Genomic DNA, 16,262 nt, shown 5'->3' with positions numbered 1-16,262 from the left:
GCGCAGCGGGTACGGCCATGCACCAAAGGCAACGGGCCGCATCATGCGGCCCGTTGCAGTACTGGCTCGTAAAGCGGAAAAATCAGGAACGCAGCGGAACCAGCGTGATCTCCACGCGACGATTCTGCGCACGGCCGCTCTCGGTGTCGTTGCTGGCCACCGGACGGGTCTCGCCGGCGCCGACCAGGATGAACCGGTCGCGCATCACGCCCTTACTCATCAGGTAGTTGCCGACCGAGGCCGCGCGTCGCTCGGACAACTGCTGGTTGTAGCTGTCGGTACCGACGCTGTCGGTATGGCCCGCGACTTCCACGATGGTCTGGTTGTACTCGGTCAGCGTGGCGGCCACGTCGTTCAGCACCGGATAGAACTGCGGCTGCAGGTCGGCGCGGTCAAAGCCGAACGTGATGTTGCTGGGCATGTTGAGGGTGATGTTGTCACCCTGGCGCACGACTTCGACGCCCGTGCCGGCCATCTTCTCGCGCAGGGCCCGCTCCTGGCGGTCCTGGTAATTGCCGATCGCACCGCCGGTCAAGCCGCCGACACCCGCACCGACCAGGGCACGCTGGCGACGCTCGGTGGCGTCATCGCCCGACAGCAGGCCGGCCACGGCACCCACGGCGGCACCGATGAGCGCACCCTTCTTGGTTTGGCTCATGCCGTCCTGCTGGGTGGAGCTGCTGGCGCTGCCGTAGGTGCCGCCGCCGGTGGTGGCGCAACCGGCCAACATGGCCGTGGAAAGGGCGGCGGCAAGCGCGATCTTGAGCGAAGTATTCATGTGGGTCATTCCTTGGGGGCGGGATTGATGATGGCCAAAGCTAAACACGCCCCTGTCAGCAACGGGTGACGATGCACCCAGCCCGTTCAGCTTTCGGCAGGCATCAGGTTGGAAGCGCTCTCGGCGTCCAACCGTCGCTCCCAGCTGCCCATCAGGGCCAGGTACAACAATTTCTCGAACTCGCTGCCGAAACGTTTGATGACGCTGGCCGGGTCGGGCACCAGCCTGGCGTCGGAGATCAGGCCAAAGTGCACCTGGCCGTTGTAGCTGAGGATGGAAATCCCTATCCCGATCGTGCCGGTCTGCGGAACCCAGAACATCATCTCGCGCAGCCTGCAACCCGCCATGTAGAGCGGTTGCTGCGGGCCGGGCACGTTGGTGGCCACCGCCGAGGCCTTGCGACTGAAAAGATCCAGCGCCAGCCCCTGCACCGCCGAGGGTGCCATCCCCAGTGCAGCCAGCAGGCCATAGGCCACGATGGCCTGGCGCGAGTTCTTGAGGGCATCCATGCACTGGGCCACGTGTTCAACCCGGCGGATGGGGTTGTCCTCGCCCACCGGCAGGTCCAGGAACACCAGGCCAAAATGGTTGCCCAGTTTCCTTGCGTGCTCCAGGGGACGCAGGTTCACCGGTACCGTCGCGCGCAGCACCATCCCATCAACGTTGTCGCCGCGTTCGATCATGTAACTGCGCAACGCGCCCGCTGCCGTCGCCATGAGCACGTCGTTGACGGTGCATTCGCAGGCGCGCCCGACGGCCTTGACCTCTTCCAGGTCCAGCGGCTCGGCCCAGGCAACGCGCTTGCTGACCCCCAGTCGCCCCCTCAGCAGCGACGGAGGGTCATCCGGCAGGGCCACGGCATGCAGCAACTCGCGGGCGATTTCGCTGCCCTCCCTGGCCAGCACGGCCGCCAGGGTGGGGTCGCGGTACATCTCCATGCCTTTTTCGACGGCACGGGTACCAAGCTGGACGTAGCGGTCCACGGCGCCCACCCGTTCCGCCACCCCCGCGTGTTCGTGCTTCAGCCACGACGCATGCAACTGGTCGCCGGGTGTGGGGTGGCGCATGGTGTCCGTCAGCGAGAGCAGCACCTGCACCAGCGCGATGCCATCGGCATAACTGTGGTGGATGCGGGCCACCATGGCGGAACCACCGCGGTAGTGTTCGACCAGGTGGAACTGCCACAGTGGGCGGCCGTGATCGAGTGGGCTGGAAGCCAGCTGGCTCACGAAACGCTCCAGCGCCTGTTTGTCGCCGCGCCCGGGAAGGGCCGTCGCCTGCACATGCCATTCCAGGTCGAAGTCGCGGTCGGTAACCCAGGACGCGCCCGTGGGTGCGTCGACCGCCTTCTGCTTGAACCGCCTGTAAGCCAGGAAGCGCTGCTTCACCACCTTGCGCAGTTCTTCCACGTCCATGGGCTCGGCGAACATCAGCACCCCGGTGATCATCATGGGGTTGGTGGGCCGCTCCATGCGCAGCCACGCCGTGTCCACCTTGGACATGCTCTCCCGCCTAGGCACCTTGTGCCTGCGTGCACGCTGCGTGGTCGCCACTGTGGCCATGCAACCCTCCCGTGGTTTGCTGCGAGTGAATCACGCAGCCTCGACGAGCGTCAACGCGGTTCGCGCAGTTGCCGGTATGCGGCCAGCGCGGCCTCGCGTCCTGACGCCAGGTCCACCATCGGGTACGGGGGATAATCCGGGGCCAGGCGCGCGGACGTGGCGCGATCGATCCACGGTGCGAAACGCAACGCCACCGGCAACCGGGCAAGCTCGGGTACCCAGCGGGTGATGTAGCTTGCCTGGGGATCGAACCTGGCGGCCTGGGTGACCGGATTGAATACACGGAAGTACGGCGCGGCGTCCGCCCCGGCGCCAGCCACCCATTGCCACCCCAGTGTGTTGTTGGCCAGGTCGGCGTCCACCAGCGTGTCCCAGAACCAGCGCGCCCCTTCGAGCCAGTGCGTGCGCATGTGCTTGGTCAGGTAGCTGCCCACGATCATGCGCACGCGGTTGTGCATCCAGCCGGTAGCCCACAGTTCGCGCAGCCCCGCGTCGACGATGGGAACGCCTGTGTTCCCGGAACGCCAGCGCTCGAGCTCCTCTTCGCGCACGTGCGCCCAAGCGAACCGGTCGAATGCGGGGTTGAAGTTGTGCTCCGTCGAACGCGGAAAATGATGCATGAGGTGGTAGGCGAACTCCCGCCACCCCAGTTCGCGCAGCCACGCATCGGCACCGGCCGCCGAAGTGGAGGCACGAGCGGCGAGTATCCCGGCTGCCAGCCGCCAAGGCGCGATCTCGCCAAAATGCAGGTGCGGCGAGAGCCGCGATGTGCCCTCCCGATCAGGGCGATCGCGCCCTTCGGCATAGTCGCCCAGGGCGCCTTCGATGAATTGCCCCAGCGCCGCATGGGCGCCTCGCTCGCCGGGCGTCCACACCCCCCAGAACCCCGAGTCCCAGCGTGGCGAGGGCAACAGACCCAGTGCTTCCAGCGGCACCCCGGCTGGACCTCCCGGAACCTCGCCAAGCGAAGCCGGTGGGTCCCACGCCGGCGGTATCCGCCGCTGTGCGAAGGCCGCCCGCCAGAACGGCGTGAACACCTTGAATGGTCCACCCTGCCGGGTGCGGATTTCCCAAGGCTCGAACAGCAGGCTGCCATTGAAACTCTCCGCGCGCAGGCCTCCCGTACGCAGCGCCTGCTTGATGCCCGTGTCACGCTTCTCCACGACGGGTTCGTAGCGCCGGTTCCAGAACACGGCCTCCGCGCCGGTGGCGACGACCACTGCCTGCAGGATGGCCAGGCTGGGTCCATGGAACAGGCGCAGGTGGCTGCCGCACCGCCGCAGGTCCGCGTCCAGTGCGGCAAGCGAGTGGTGACGCCATGCCCGGCTTGCCGCACCCGGCGCCCAGGGCGCCTCTTCCTCCGGCGCATGGATGTACAGCGGAAGCGGCGTGTAGCCGGCTTCAAGCGCCGCCCTCAGCGCTGGATTGTCCGCAAGGCGCAGGTCGTTCCTGAACCACACCAGTGCGATGGGCATCGTCGTCCGCATCCAGAACCCGAGCGTGGATTCTGCCAGACATCATGGCACCACGAGCCGGAGGGAGGGCGCGCGATCGCGGCGACCACACCGCCCAGGCGGGTGCGGCGTGGGTTTACTCGAAGCTGCCGATGGAGTCGTGCGACAGGTTGTCGAAACGGGTGTATTCGCCGAAGAACTTCAGCTTGATCGAGCCGGTCGGGCCCGAACGCTGCTTGCCGATGATCACTTCGGCCAGTCCCTTGTCCGGCGAATTTTCCTTGTTGTAGTAATCGTCGCGGTAGATGAAGACGATCATGTCCGCGTCCTGCTCGATGGCGCCCGATTCGCGCAGGTCGGCCATCACCGGTCGCTTGTCGGCACGCGTTTCCAGCGAGCGGTTGAGCTGCGACAGGGCGATCACCGGCACCTGCAACTCCTTCGCCAGGCCCTTGAGCGAGCGCGAGATCTCGGAGATCTCCGTCGCGCGGTTCTCGCTGTTGCCCGGTACCGACATCAGCTGCAGGTAGTCGATCACGATCAGGCCCAGGCCGTGCTCGCGCTTGAGCCGGCGCGCCTTGGCGGCGAGCTTGACCGGCGACAGGCCAGGCTCGTCGTCGATGAAGATCTTCACTTCCTTGAGCTGGCGGATGGCGCTGGTGACGCGGCTCCAGTCCTCGTCTTCCAGTTGGCCGGTACGCAGGCGCTGGGCGTTGACGCGCCCCACCGACGAAATCAGGCGCAGTGCCAGCTGGCTGGCCGACATTTCCATCGAGAACACCGCTACGGGCAGCTTGCTCTTGAACGCGGCGAATTCGGCCATGTTCAGGGCCAGCGTGGTGTTGTGCACGCACACGTCGTTGGCGATGAAATTGTGGGTACCGGCAATGGTCAGGTCGTAGACCTGCTGCTCGCCCAACGGAGTGATCGATTCGATACGGTCCCACAACACGTCGCTACCCGCCAGGTCGGCCAGGTAGGGATCGTCCAGCACCATGGAGATGCGTGCGAGGCGCTCGCGCGGGATGGCGCGCTTGCCCACGTGCGAGTTTGAGTCGCTGTAGCCGGTACGCCGGGCCAGTTCAGCCCAGGACATGTCGCCCTTGGCCTGCGCAATCCGCTCCCACACCGCTGCGGGCACATGGTCGACGTTGGAATGGCGACGTCGTTCGCCGAGAGCGGCCACCGCAGCGGCCAGAGCTTCGGATTTTCCGGTGATCCCGATCTCGGCCGCGAAGGTGCGGATGGAGTCGGCATCGGTGATGTCCAGCTGCCACGACACGCGTCGCGACTGGCGATACTTCACCCAGCGGTGGCGCAGCTTGGCCACGACGCCGAAGCGCAGCAGCAAGTGCTGGACCTGACGGGCCAGACGCTCGGACACCGACGCGTAACCCAGTTGCGCCTGGCCGCTGGCCAGCACGGTCGCCCACCCGTCGGTCGCGAACAGGCGGTTGAGGAAAGTCGCCACCTGCGTCTTCGGCATCCGGAAGACAGGCGCGGGAACGAATTTGTCATGCGATCCGCAGCCCATCAGGCCCAGTTCGCGCAGCCATGCCGTCATCGGGCTGGGCGCATTTCGGCTGCTGGCGGCGTGTCCGGCCGGAACCAGCGCGGAGGGCTCGATCCGGATCTCCTTGGCCAGACGCTGGAGCGTCTGCGCCCCGGGCATCGATTTGCCTTGGACCCAGTGGGTGATGGAGGACGGTGCGACGCCTACCGCTGCCGCGACCTGCCGGGCTGGGCGACCATCCGCCGTCAACGCCTGTGACAGCGTCTGACCAAACACCGCGCGGTTGGCCTGGAGGTCCACGGCATGGGTCACGAGCCGCCACGAGGACGCGGCGCCGGGGCGGCGTTCGACCATGCCCGCCTCCATTCCGCCGAAGTCGCCCACCGCGGCCAGGAAGTCATCCACGATCTGCGGATTGGTGTTGGTGAATCGGGGCGAGCTACCCGTCAGGCCGCCATCGCCGATCAGGTAGGCCAACAGCACCACTTCGCAGTCACGCATGGGCTGATCGCCGAACATCGGCAGTTGGCGTGGCACTGCGACATGGTCGCCCACGTTGAGTGTGTGCAGCGGCTTCCAGCCATCCAGGGTCAGGAACGGATGCGGCGCCGTGGTCACCACGCGCCGCCCAAGGCGCGTGACCACCTCGAACGTGGGCTTGTGTCCGTCGTCGATGAAGTCCGAAACTTCGGCCTGCTGCAACCGGAGCGCGTCATCCAGCGTGGCGACGCGACCGTCACGCGCGGCCACGATCGACTCGATGGTCGCCACGGAGCCGTCCTCCAGCACGATCTCGGCATCGGCGCTCAGGCACTTTCCCATCGCCGGACGTGCGGCCAGGATGATCAGGTCGGTCTTCTGCAGACCGGCGGTGAGTTCATCAAACTCCGTATAGCCCGTGGGCAAACCGGTGACGCTGCCGCCGTTGGCGTAGCGTGTCTGCAGCACGTCGAAGGCCTCGACCAGCGCCTTCTGCACATCCACGAAATCCGAGCGGCCCGAAGTGCGCGACTGGGCGATGGCCAGCACCTGCTTCTCGGCCTCCTCCAGGATCATGTCGCTGTCGCGGCCGTCTGGCTGGAAGCCGTCGTTGACGATGCCGGTGCCGACATCGATCAACTGGCGCAGCACGGCCTTGTCGCGCACGATCTCGGCGTAAGCCACGATGTTGGCCGCCGACGGCGTGGTGCTGGCCAGTTCGATCAGGTAGGCACCGCCGGCCACCTGCTCGGCCAGGCCCATCGACTCGAACCACTCGCCCAGCGTCACGGCGTCGAACGGCTTGCTCTTCTGCGCCAGTTCGGCGATGGCGCGGAAGATCAGCTGGTGGTCGCGCCGGTAGAAGTCGTTGTCGGTGAGCTGGTCGGCGATGCGATCGTAGGCATTGGGGTCCAGCATGAGACCGCCCAGGACGGCCTGCTCGGCCTCGACCGATTGCGGCGGGACCCGCAACTGGTCCATGCGCTGGTCGGAACGGGTCTCGAACCGCTTGTCGTTGCGGAAACCGGGACGTGCGCTCATGGCTGGTGGGATCCCCCTGCGATGGGCCGTCTACGCGGCCTTGTTGATGGCCTTGTCGACAAGGCTGGTTGGCCATCCTATGCGCCGACGGCCGCCGGGTGTTGCAGACAAGTCTGTGGATAAGCTGCGGATAGTTGCGCGGGGTGGACCTGGTTGGACGCTAGCCAATCACGGTCTCACCCCCTGCGACCGGGCGTGCGGGATCCGGGTGCGACGCGGGCCCGCGTGAACGGTGTTGCCGTGGAAGTGCCCTGGTGCTACACCGCCAGCCCAGCCAGAAACGCGAAGGGCGCCTTGCGGCGCCCTCCGGCAGCACAGCCTGGATCGTGGGATCAGGCGGCTTCGGCTTCGACGACCACCTTGACGGTGGTCTCGACGTCGGCGTGCAGATGGACCAGCACGTCGTACTCGCCGATGTGGCGGATAGCGCCTTCGCCCATGATGACTTCGGACTTGGCGACTTCGTAGCCGTGCTTGGTCAGCGCGTCGGCGATGTCACGGGTGGTGACCGAGCCGTACAGCTTGCCTTCGGTGGCGGCGTTGGCGCGGATGGTCACCGACACGCCTTCCAACTTGGCCTTGCGGGCTTCGGCGCCGTCGTGGATCGACTTGGCCTTGGCTTCGTAATCAGCGCGCTTGGCTTCGAACTCGGCCAGGTTGGCGGCGGTAGCCGGCACGGCCTTGCCCTGCGGCACGAGGAAGTTGCGGCCGTAGCCCGGCTTCACGGTGACGGTGTCGCCCAGGCCGCCGAGGTTGGTGACCTTCTGCAGGAGGATCAGCTTCATGGTGTTGCTCCGATTCGTTAGCGGGACGCCTGCCCCGCAGCAATGACTGTTGTCCGAATGAATGTGGCCGGAAGGCAGGCAGTGCCTGCCCTCCGCCGGTCATCCACGGGCCAGGCCCGAGGACGCGCCAATCAAACGTTGTGGTTGTCGGTGTACGGGATCAGGGCCAGGAAGCGAGCGCGCTTGATCGCGGTCGACAACTGGCGCTGGTACTTCGACTTGGTGCCGGTGACGCGGCTCGGCACGATCTTGCCGGTCTCGGTCAGGTACTGGCGCAGGGTGTTGAGATCCTTGTAATCGATCTCCTTGATGCCCTCGGCAGTGAACTTGCAGAACTTGCGGCGGCGGAAGAACTTGGACATGTCAGTGATCCTCAGGCGGCTTCGGCGTTGTCGTCGGTCGACTCGTCGGCAGTGCCGGCGTCGGTACCTTCGTCGTCACGGCGGCGGCGCTCGCCGCGCTCCGGCTTGTCGCCCTTCTCGTCCTTGAACTTCATGATCAGGGACTGCTCGGTGTCGGCGGCATCGCGCTTCATGACCAGGTGGCGCAGGACCGCATCGTTGAAGCGGAAACCGTCGACCAGCTCGTTCAGCACGTTCTGGGTGCACTCGATGTTCAGCAGCACGTAGTGCGCCTTGACCAGGTTCTCGATCGGGTAGGCCAGCTGGCGGCGGCCCCAGTCTTCCAGGCGGTGGACGGTGCCCGAACCGTTCTCGATCAGGCCCTTGTAGCGCTCGATCATGGCCGGGACCTGTTCGCTCTGGTCCGGGTGGACCAGGAACACGACTTCGTAATGACGCATGGTGTTGTTCCTTGTGGATGATGGCAGGCGAAGGCCAGCCGGATCAGCCCCCCGCCACCCCTGCATCGGGTGGATGCCGGGCGCGGTAGGGCAAGGGTCTCCCGAGGCGAGGCCACGGGAGCCGGAAAGTATGGCAGGACGCGGACTTGCGCGCAAATGGCCGGCCAGACCCGGCCGATCAGGGGCGGAGCGCCCGCCCCTGCGCCCTCAGGCGGCGTGGACGGTGGTGGTGAAGCTCTCGCCGCAGCCGCACTCATCGGCCACGTTGGGGTTGCGGAACACGAACTGGTCACCCAGTCGCTGCTTGACCAGGTCGATCTCCGTGCCATCCACCATGGGCAGGCTGATGGCGTCCACGTAGATCCGGACCCCCTCCTGCTCGAAGATGCTGTCGCCGGCCCGCTCGTCCGTCGCCAGGTCGGCCTTGTGCTGCCAGCCGGAGCAGCCGGTCTTGCTCGCGCCAAAACGCAAGCCGATGGCGCCCGGCGTCTCGGCCAGGTAGCGCTGGACGCGGGCAAGGGCGGCGGGGCTGAGGGTGACGGCCATGAGCGACTCCAGCAAGTACGGACAATTACGCGACAAGTACGGTAACGGTACGGGCACAGTATACGGCCCCGCCCCTGACAGGACCGGGAACGGCCACCGGAACGGGGGTTTGCCGGAAACCGGCCGCCGACTCGCAAGCACGCGCCGGCAACCGGTAAACTCGACGCCTTTCCCCATATCGGCCCTTTGCGGCAAGGATTCAAGGCATGACGGTGGTCAGCGTCTCGCAGGCGCTCGCGGGCAAGGTGCCCGCTGGCGGAGAAGTCACGGTCCGCGGCTGGGTGCGCACCCGGCGCGACTCCAAGGCCGGGCTGAGCTTCGTGAACGTCAGCGACGGCTCCTGTTTCGCCCCGATCCAGGTGGTGGCGCCCAACACCCTGCCCAACTACGAGGACGAGGTGAAGCGCCTGACCGCCGGCTGCTCGGTCATCGCCACCGGCACGCTGGTGCAGTCGCAGGGCCAGGGCCAGGCGTACGAGATGCAGGCCAGCAAGGTCGAGGTGGTGGGCTGGGTGGACGACCCGGAAACCTACCCCATCCAGCCCAAGGCGCACTCGCTGGAGTTCCTGCGCGAAGTGGCGCACCTGCGTCCGCGCACCAACCTGTTCGGTGCTGTGACGCGCATCCGCGACTGCCTGGCCAAGGCCGTGCACCGCTTCTTCCACGAGCAGGGCTACTACTGGATCAGCACGCCCATCGTCACCACGTCCGATGCCGAGGGCGCGGGCCAGATGTTCCGCGTGTCCACGCTGGACCTGGCCAACCTGCCGCGCACGGCCAAGGGCGAGGTGGACTTCAGCCGTGACTTCTTCGGCAAGGAAACCTTCCTGACGGTGTCCGGCCAGCTCAACGTGGAGGCGTACTGCCTGGCGCTGAGCAAGGTCTACACCTTCGGCCCGACTTTCCGCGCCGAGAACAGCCACACCACCCGCCACCTGGCCGAGTTCTGGATGGTGGAGCCGGAGATCGCCTTCGCCGACCTGGCAGAAGACGCGCGCGTGGCCGAGGAGTTCCTCAAGTACCTGTTCCGCGCGGTGCTGGCCGAGCGCGCCGACGACCTGGCGTTCATTGCCGAGCGCGTGCAGCCCGATGCGATCACGCGCCTGGAGAAGTTCGTCAACGCACCGTTCGAACGCATCGAATACACCGACGCGATCAAGCTGCTGCAGAACGCCGGCAAGAAGTTCGAGTTCCCGGTGGAATGGGGCCTGGACCTGCAGACCGAGCACGAGCGCTGGTTGACCGAAGAGCATGTCGGCCGCCCGGTGGTGGTGACCAACTACCCCGAGCACATCAAGGCGTTCTACATGCGCCTCAACGACGACGGCAAGACCGTCGCGGCGATGGACGTGCTGGCACCGGGCATCGGCGAGATCATCGGCGGCTCGCAGCGCGAGGAGCGTCTGGACGTACTGGACAAGCGCATGGCGCAGTTCGGACTGGATCCGGCGCATTACGAGTGGTACCGCGATTTCCGCCGCTACGGCACCGTGCCGCACGCCGGTTTCGGACTGGGTTTCGAACGCCTGGTGGTCTACGTCTGCGGCCTGTCCAACATCCGCGACGCGATCCCCTACCCGCGCGCGCCAGGCAGCGCGGAGTTCTGACCGGTGATCCTGTTCCTGGCCCTGTGCTGCGTAGCGCTGGCGATTGCCGGCGCCACCGCGATGGCGATCTTCTGGCCACTGACGCTGGTGCACGTGCGCGACCGCCACCCCGAGTTGCAGCGCAACCTGGGTGAACTGGCGTTCGCCAAGCCTTCGTCGTTGTGGTGGCTGCTGCGTGGCGGCTACCGCGCCGCGAATGACCGCAACCTCAACGGGCTGGCCACGCCGGCCCGCATTTCGCTGATGTGCATCATCGGCGGACTGATCGCGGGTGGGCTGCTTTGGCTGTTGTCACTGGTGGTGTCGGCATGAGCATGCGTGACGAATGGTGGCTGGCGACGCTGGGCCGCACGGTGGTCTGGGCACGCCTGCGCGTGCTGGACGCGGGTACGGCCGAAGTCTTCGACAGCGACGGCAACGCCCAGCCCTACGACAGCGAGGACACCGCACGCGCGGCATTGATGGACGCCGAGTACGTGGCGCTGGACGGCATGGATGCGGACGATGCGGCGGCACGTGGCCTGACGCTGGAAGAACTGGCGCCACCGCAGGCGGCCGATGACGCACAACTGCGCGAACTGATGGTGCAGAAGCTGCCGCAGCGGCACTGATTCCAGGAGACCGAGATGAACCTGAACCTGTCCGGCAAGCACGCCCTGGTCTGTGGCGCCACGCAAGGCATCGGTTTGGCGACGGCGAAGGCGCTGGCTGAACTCGGTGCCGATGTCACCCTGCTCGCGCGCCGTGAAGATGTGTTGCGGGAAGTGGCGGCCACTCTGCCCCATACACACACCCTTCAGACACATGGCTGGGTTTCCGCGGACGCTGCCGGCACCGATGCGCTGCGCGCCAAGGTCGAGGCACTCGCGGCGGGCAAGCCGGTCCACATCCTCGTCAACAACAGCGGCGGTCCGCCGCCGGGCACGGTACACGGCACCGACATCGCCGCTTTCGAGGCCGCCTACCGCCAGCACCTGCTGGCCAACCACGTGCTGGCCGAAGCGGTGATCCCCGGCATGGAGCGCGACGGCTATGGCCGCATCGTCAACGTCATCTCCACCTCGGTGAAGGAGCCCATCGCCGGGCTGGGCGTGTCCAACACCACGCGCTGGGCGGTGGCGAGCTGGGCCAAGACGCTGGCTACGGAACTGGCGGCCAAGGGCATCACCGTCAACAACGTGCTGCCGGGCTCCACCCAGACGCCGCGCATCGAGCAGATCATCGACACCACGGCCGCCAAGACCGGCCAGAGCCGTGAGGCGGTGTTCGAGAAGATGGTGGCGGAGATCCCGATGCGCCGCTTCGCCAAGCCGGAGGAAACGGCTGCGGCCATCGCCTTCCTGTGCTCGCCGGCAGCGGGTTACATCACCGGCGTGAACCTGCCGGTGGACGGTGGGCGTACGCGATCGCTGTAGGCCATCGCGTGCCGTCGGCGGCAGGGCCGCTGGCGGAACGGCGGCCAATGGCGTGGCCACATCAGCGTTGGCCCACACCCCACTCCGTACCCTGCCGAAGGGGTTGACGCGACTGCTACATTAGCCGGATGCGTCTCGGCCATTTCATCGCCGGTGAATACCGCGATCCCTCCGGGGGTCAGTGGCTGGACGTTTTTGATCCGGCCCGCGGAGAGGCCTTCGCGCAGGTGGCGCGAGGCAGCGTGCAGGACGTGGACGCGGCGATTGCCGCCGCCGAGGCGGCCGCCCCTGCCTGGGCCGTGTTGCCCACGACCGAACGAGCGCGCTGGATGGAGCGCCTTGCCGACGCCCTGGAGGCGCGGCTGGACGACTTCGCCCACGCCGAGGCGCGCGATGGCGGCAAACCGTACAAGCTGGCGCGCGAGGCGGAAATTCCACGGGCGATCAGCAACCTGCGCTTCTTCGCCCACGCCGCCACGCAGTTCGCCAGCGAATCACACCACGGACAAGCCGGCCTGAATTACACCCTGCGGCAGCCGTTGGGGGTGGTGGCGACCATCTCGCCGTGGAACCTGCCGCTTTATCTGTTCACATGGAAGATCGCGCCCGCACTGGCGGCAGGCAACGCTGTAGTCGCCAAGCCCTCGGAAGTCACGCCGGTAACCGCGACCATGCTCGGCGAGTTGATGCAGCAGATCGGCTTTCCGCCGGGCGTCCTTAACATCGTGCACGGGCTGGGCCCCGAGGTCGGCGAACCACTGGTAGTGGATGCACGGGTGAAGGCGGTGTCCTTTACCGGCAGCACCGCCGTGGGCAGGCGTATCGCAGGCCTTGCTGCGCCGATGCTGAAAAAGGTCTCGCTCGAGTTGGGCGGCAAGAACCCAACGCTGGTGTTCACCGACAGCCACTGGCGCGACCACCTCGACACCATCGTCCGGTCGGCGTTCCAGAACAGCGGCCAGATCTGCCTGTGCGGGTCACGCATCCTGGTCGAGCGCCGCATCTACGCCGAGTTCCGCGATGCGCTGGTCGAACGTGTGCTGGCCCTGCGCGTGGGCGACCCGATGGATGACGACAGCCAGATGGGCCCTCTGGTGTCCCAGGCCCACTTCGACAAGGTCATCGCGGCACTGGCACGGATCCGCGAAGAAGGCGGTCGCGTGCTGTGCGGGGGCCACACCCTCGACCGCCCCGGCTGGTTCGTCGCGCCGACGGTCGTGGAAGGCCTGGGGCCGGATTGCGCGAGCAACCGCGACGAGATCTTCGGCCCGGTGGTCACCCTGCAGGCCTTCGACAATGATGACGAGGCGCTGGCGCTCGCCAATGCCAGTGAATACGGCCTTGCGGCCTCGGTGTGGACGAACGACCTCAACCGCGCGCACCGCATGGCGGCAGGATTGCGCGTGGGGATGGTGTGGATCAACACGTGGCTGATGCGCGACCTGCGCACGCCTTTTGGCGGCGTGGGTGCTTCTGGGCTGGGCCGCGAGGGCGGCCTGGAAGCCATGCGCTTCTTTACCGATGCCAAGAACGTCGGCATACAGATTGGATAGGAACCCATGAATTCCCTGAAGGAACTGCTTGAGCGAAATCGTGCATGGTCCGAGCGGATCTGCGAGGAAGATCCCGGCTTTTTCGAGCGTCTGTCCAAACAGCAGGCGCCCGAGTACCTGTGGATCGGTTGCTCCGACTCGCGCGTGCCGGCCAACCAGATCACCGACCTGGCGCCGGGCGAGGTATTCGTCCACCGCAACATCGCCAACGTGGTGGTGCATACCGACCTGAACTGCCTGTCGGTGGTGCAGTTCGCGGTGGACGTACTCCAGGTCAAGCACATCATGGTGGTTGGCCACTATGGCTGCGGTGGCGTGCATGCGGCGCTGACGGGCGAACGACTGGGGCTGGTGGACAACTGGATCCGCCACGTCGCCGACGTGGCCGACAAGCACACGCGCTGCCTGCACGGCTTCAAGGGCGAACGCGACCAGCATGACCGGCTGTGCGAGCTGAACGTGCTGGAACAGGTAGTCAACCTGGCCCACACCAACATCGTGCGCGATGCGTGGGCGCGAGGACAGGACCTGACGGTGCACGGCTGGGTCTACAGCCTCGAGAACGGACGCATCAACGACCTCGGCATCAGCATGAACAAGCCCGAGCAGTTGCCATCGACATATGCGTTGTCCCTGGCACGGATCGCCGATGGTTGCGGGGTCACCTGACATGGGCGACGTGATCCGAACCGACAGCGCGCCGAAGCCCATGGGCCACTACCCGCATGCGCGTCGCGTGGGCAACCTGTTGTTCCTGTCCGGTATCGGCCCACGCCACCCGGATGGCGATCACATCCCGGGCAACGAGTACTTCGCCGATGGTCGACTCAAGCATTACGACATCGCGGCCCAGGCGCACGCGGTGTTCGACAACGTGCGCTCGGTGCTGGAAGCCAGCGGGGCGCATTTTTCCGACCTGGTGGACGTGACCGTCTACCTGACCGACATGGCGCGCGACTTCAAGGCCTACAACGCCATCTGGGCGGAGTACTTCCCGGATGCTGGCACGGCCCCGTGCCGCACCACGCTGGGCATCACCGCCCTGCCCACCCCGATCGCCATCGAGCTCAAGTGCGTCGCCGTGTTGCATGATGGTGCCGCGCCCCGAACCTGACCACGATCACCAGGATCCGCTGCCATGCTACCCGCCCCGATCAACCTGCAGGCCTGGATCGACGAACACCGCCACCTGCTCAAGCCGCCGGTGGGCAACAAGTGCATCGTCGATGGCGACTACATCGTCATGATCGTGGGCGGGCCCAACGCCCGGACCGACTATCACTGGGAAGAAGGCCCGGAGTTCTTCTACCAGCTGGAGGGCGAGATGGTACTGCGGATCCAGGAGGATGGCGCCGCACGCGACATCCCGATCCGCGCCGGTGAGATGTTCTACCTGCCACCATGCGTACCGCACAGCCCGCAGCGCATGCCCGGCTCGATCGGGCTGGTGATAGAACGCAGGCGACTCGCCCACGAGAATGACGCACTGATGTGGTTCTGCGTGAACTGCAACCACAAGCTGTATGAGGAAAAATTCCACCTGGTGGATATCGAGCAGGACTTCTTCCGCGTGTTCGAGCGGTTCTACCGCGACGAGGCCCTGCGCACGTGCAGCCAGTGCGGCACCCTCAACCCGCGTCCCAGCCGCTACGAACTGCAGGCCGATTCGCAGGCCGACATCACCTGAGCCCGGACACGCGATGCTGAAAATCGACACCCACGCCCACTACCTGCCGCGCGACTGGCCGGACCTGGCACGCAAGTACGGCGACCTGCGTTTCCCGGTGATCCATCACACCGAGGACGGCCGCCACCGCATCTACAAGGACGGCAAGTTCTTCCGCGAGGTCTGGTCCAAGACCTGGGATCCGCAGGAGCGCATCGACGACTATGCGCGCTTCGGGGTGCAGGTGCAGGTGATCAGCACCGTCCCGGTGATGTTCAGCTACTGGGCCAAGCCGCACCATGCGCTGGAATTGCACCAGTCGCTCAACGACCACATGGCCAGGGCCTGCCGCGACTATCCGCGCCACTATGCGGGCATTGGCACCGTGCCGATGCAATCGCCGCGCCTGGCGATCCAGGAACTGGAGCGCTGCATGGACCAGCTGGGCCTGCAGGGTGTGCAGATCGGCAGCCACGTCAACGACTGGAACCTGGATGCGCCGGAGCTGTTCGATTTCTTCGAAGCCGCCGCCGAGCTGGGCGCTGCGATCCTCGTGCATCCATGGGACATGATGGGAACACCGTCCATGCCGAAGTACTGGCTGCCCTGGCTGGTGGGCATGCCGGCCGAGCAGTCGCGCGCGGCGTGCTGCCTGATCTTCGGCGGCGTGCTGGAGCGGCTGCCCAAGCTCAAGGTATGCCTGGCCCATGGCGGCGGCAGCTTTCCCTACACTATCGGCCGCATCGAGCACGGCTTCAACATGCGCCCGGACCTGGTGGCAACGGACAACCCGCGCAACCCGCGAGACTACCTGTCGCAGTTGTACTTCGACTCATGGGTGGCCGATGACCGCGCGCTGCGCTACCTGCTGGACACCTGCGGCACGGACCGCGTGATGCTGGGTACCGACTACCCGTTCCCGCTTGGCGAACAGGAGCCTGGTGCGGGCATCGCATCGCTTGCGCTATCGCCCGAGGCCCAGGCCCGCCTGTACCACGGCACCGCGCTGGAGTGGCTCGGGCTGTCCAAGTCGCGCTTCGCCTGACCTCGCCTCGACTGT

At 66.4% G+C, this 16,262-nt stretch carries 17 protein-coding genes; 9 read left to right on the top strand and 8 right to left on the bottom strand.

Features of this window, described 5'->3' with window-relative positions; genetic code table 11:
- Window positions 1-82: 82 nt before the first annotated feature.
- From IP93_RS05215 to IP93_RS05180, 8 genes are all read right to left on the bottom strand, one after another.
- Complete coding sequence (locus IP93_RS05215; protein WP_425480025.1) at window positions 83-787, bottom strand: YiaD family glycine zipper/OmpA-like lipoprotein; 705 nt, start codon at window positions 785-787, stop codon at window positions 83-85.
- A gap of 77 nt (window positions 788-864) precedes the next feature.
- Window positions 865-2,280, bottom strand: coding sequence for a WS/DGAT/MGAT family O-acyltransferase (locus IP93_RS05210; RefSeq protein ID WP_242006748.1), 1,416 nt, complete (start codon window positions 2,278-2,280; stop codon window positions 865-867).
- A 110-nt stretch (window positions 2,281-2,390) separates the two neighbouring features.
- Window positions 2,391-3,815: a cryptochrome/photolyase family protein gene (locus tag IP93_RS05205; protein ID WP_144812900.1), complete on the bottom strand. Its 1,425-nt coding sequence runs from the start codon at window positions 3,813-3,815 to the stop codon at window positions 2,391-2,393.
- Between the two features lie 115 nt (window positions 3,816-3,930).
- Complete coding sequence (gene dnaB, locus IP93_RS05200; protein ID WP_277874013.1) at window positions 3,931-6,768, bottom strand: replicative DNA helicase; 2,838 nt, start codon at window positions 6,766-6,768, stop codon at window positions 3,931-3,933.
- A gap of 392 nt (window positions 6,769-7,160) precedes the next feature.
- Window positions 7,161-7,613 carry a 50S ribosomal protein L9 gene (gene rplI, locus IP93_RS05195; protein ID WP_144812895.1) on the bottom strand — a complete coding sequence of 151 codons (453 nt, stop codon included), beginning with the start codon at window positions 7,611-7,613 and terminating at the stop codon, window positions 7,161-7,163.
- A 131-nt stretch (window positions 7,614-7,744) separates the two neighbouring features.
- The gene (rpsR, locus tag IP93_RS05190; protein WP_144812893.1) at window positions 7,745-7,975 is read right to left on the bottom strand and encodes a 30S ribosomal protein S18; all 231 of its coding nucleotides are present in this window, start codon (window positions 7,973-7,975) and stop codon (window positions 7,745-7,747) included.
- Between the two features lie 11 nt (window positions 7,976-7,986).
- Window positions 7,987-8,415: a 30S ribosomal protein S6 gene (rpsF, locus tag IP93_RS05185; protein WP_144812891.1), complete on the bottom strand. Its 429-nt coding sequence runs from the start codon at window positions 8,413-8,415 to the stop codon at window positions 7,987-7,989.
- A gap of 207 nt (window positions 8,416-8,622) precedes the next feature.
- Window positions 8,623-8,961, bottom strand: a complete 339-nt coding sequence (locus tag IP93_RS05180; RefSeq protein ID WP_144812888.1) for a HesB/IscA family protein — start codon at window positions 8,959-8,961, stop codon at window positions 8,623-8,625.
- A 206-nt stretch (window positions 8,962-9,167) separates the two neighbouring features.
- Here IP93_RS05180 and asnS point away from each other — a divergent pair, with 206 nt between their 5' ends.
- From asnS to IP93_RS05135, 9 genes are all read left to right on the top strand, one after another.
- Window positions 9,168-10,568 (top strand): asparagine--tRNA ligase, encoded by a 1,401-nt coding sequence (asnS, locus tag IP93_RS05175; RefSeq protein ID WP_144812885.1) that lies wholly within the window; start codon window positions 9,168-9,170, stop codon window positions 10,566-10,568.
- 3 nt (window positions 10,569-10,571) lie between these two features.
- Window positions 10,572-10,880, top strand: a complete 309-nt coding sequence (locus tag IP93_RS05170) for a hypothetical protein (protein ID WP_144812883.1) — start codon at window positions 10,572-10,574, stop codon at window positions 10,878-10,880.
- Window positions 10,877-11,179 carry a hypothetical protein gene (locus IP93_RS05165; RefSeq protein WP_144812881.1) on the top strand — a complete coding sequence of 101 codons (303 nt, stop codon included), beginning with the start codon at window positions 10,877-10,879 and terminating at the stop codon, window positions 11,177-11,179. Before IP93_RS05170 ends, IP93_RS05165 begins: the two co-directional genes overlap by 4 nt.
- Before the next feature lie 15 nt (window positions 11,180-11,194).
- Window positions 11,195-11,983, top strand: a complete 789-nt coding sequence (locus IP93_RS05160) for an SDR family oxidoreductase (protein ID WP_144812878.1) — start codon at window positions 11,195-11,197, stop codon at window positions 11,981-11,983.
- A gap of 128 nt (window positions 11,984-12,111) precedes the next feature.
- Entirely contained in the window at window positions 12,112-13,536 is a 1,425-nt protein-coding gene (locus tag IP93_RS05155; protein WP_144812877.1) for an aldehyde dehydrogenase, read from the top strand.
- Window positions 13,537-13,542: 6 nt separating this feature from the next.
- Window positions 13,543-14,205: a carbonate dehydratase gene (gene can / locus IP93_RS05150; protein WP_144812875.1), complete on the top strand. Its 663-nt coding sequence runs from the start codon at window positions 13,543-13,545 to the stop codon at window positions 14,203-14,205.
- Between the two features lies 1 nt (window position 14,206).
- Window positions 14,207-14,650, top strand: a complete 444-nt coding sequence (locus IP93_RS05145; RefSeq protein ID WP_144812873.1) for a RidA family protein — start codon at window positions 14,207-14,209, stop codon at window positions 14,648-14,650.
- A 24-nt stretch (window positions 14,651-14,674) separates the two neighbouring features.
- Window positions 14,675-15,223, top strand: a complete 549-nt coding sequence (locus IP93_RS05140; protein ID WP_144812871.1) for a 3-hydroxyanthranilate 3,4-dioxygenase — start codon at window positions 14,675-14,677, stop codon at window positions 15,221-15,223.
- Window positions 15,224-15,236: 13 nt separating this feature from the next.
- Window positions 15,237-16,247, top strand: a complete 1,011-nt coding sequence (locus tag IP93_RS05135) for an amidohydrolase family protein (protein ID WP_144812869.1) — start codon at window positions 15,237-15,239, stop codon at window positions 16,245-16,247.
- Window positions 16,248-16,262 lie beyond the last annotated feature (15 nt).

This window comes from Aerolutibacter ruishenii, assembly GCF_007830115.1.
Classification (GTDB): Bacteria; Pseudomonadota; Gammaproteobacteria; order Xanthomonadales; family Xanthomonadaceae; genus Aerolutibacter; species Aerolutibacter ruishenii.
Note: the sequence above shows the minus strand (reverse complement) of the source record. Positions and strands in the feature narration are given on the sequence as shown.

What these genes read in the sequence shown, in the direction of transcription:
- IP93_RS05215 (WP_425480025.1), bottom strand. Translation starts at nt 787, where the DNA reads ATGACCCACATGAATACTTCGCTCAAGATCGCGCTTGCCGCCGCCCTT.
- IP93_RS05210 (WP_242006748.1), bottom strand. Translation starts at nt 2,280, where the DNA reads ATGTCCAAGGTGGACACGGCGTGGCTGCGCATGGAGCGGCCCACCAAC.
- IP93_RS05205 (WP_144812900.1), bottom strand. Translation starts at nt 3,815, where the DNA reads ATGCCCATCGCACTGGTGTGGTTCAGGAACGACCTGCGCCTTGCGGAC.
- dnaB (WP_277874013.1), bottom strand. Translation starts at nt 6,768, where the DNA reads ATGGACCAGTTGCGGGTCCCGCCGCAATCGGTCGAGGCCGAGCAGGCC.
- rplI (WP_144812895.1), bottom strand. Translation starts at nt 7,613, where the DNA reads ATGAAGCTGATCCTCCTGCAGAAGGTCACCAACCTCGGCGGCCTGGGC.
- rpsR (WP_144812893.1), bottom strand. Translation starts at nt 7,975, where the DNA reads ATGTCCAAGTTCTTCCGCCGCCGCAAGTTCTGCAAGTTCACTGCCGAG.
- rpsF (WP_144812891.1), bottom strand. Translation starts at nt 8,415, where the DNA reads ATGCGTCATTACGAAGTCGTGTTCCTGGTCCACCCGGACCAGAGCGAA.
- IP93_RS05180 (WP_144812888.1), bottom strand. Translation starts at nt 8,961, where the DNA reads ATGGCCGTCACCCTCAGCCCCGCCGCCCTTGCCCGCGTCCAGCGCTAC.
- asnS (WP_144812885.1), top strand. Translation starts at nt 9,168, where the DNA reads ATGACGGTGGTCAGCGTCTCGCAGGCGCTCGCGGGCAAGGTGCCCGCT.
- IP93_RS05165 (WP_144812881.1), top strand. Translation starts at nt 10,877, where the DNA reads ATGAGCATGCGTGACGAATGGTGGCTGGCGACGCTGGGCCGCACGGTG.
- IP93_RS05160 (WP_144812878.1), top strand. Translation starts at nt 11,195, where the DNA reads ATGAACCTGAACCTGTCCGGCAAGCACGCCCTGGTCTGTGGCGCCACG.
- IP93_RS05155 (WP_144812877.1), top strand. Translation starts at nt 12,112, where the DNA reads ATGCGTCTCGGCCATTTCATCGCCGGTGAATACCGCGATCCCTCCGGG.
- can (WP_144812875.1), top strand. Translation starts at nt 13,543, where the DNA reads ATGAATTCCCTGAAGGAACTGCTTGAGCGAAATCGTGCATGGTCCGAG.
- IP93_RS05145 (WP_144812873.1), top strand. Translation starts at nt 14,207, where the DNA reads ATGGGCGACGTGATCCGAACCGACAGCGCGCCGAAGCCCATGGGCCAC.
- IP93_RS05140 (WP_144812871.1), top strand. Translation starts at nt 14,675, where the DNA reads ATGCTACCCGCCCCGATCAACCTGCAGGCCTGGATCGACGAACACCGC.
- IP93_RS05135 (WP_144812869.1), top strand. Translation starts at nt 15,237, where the DNA reads ATGCTGAAAATCGACACCCACGCCCACTACCTGCCGCGCGACTGGCCG.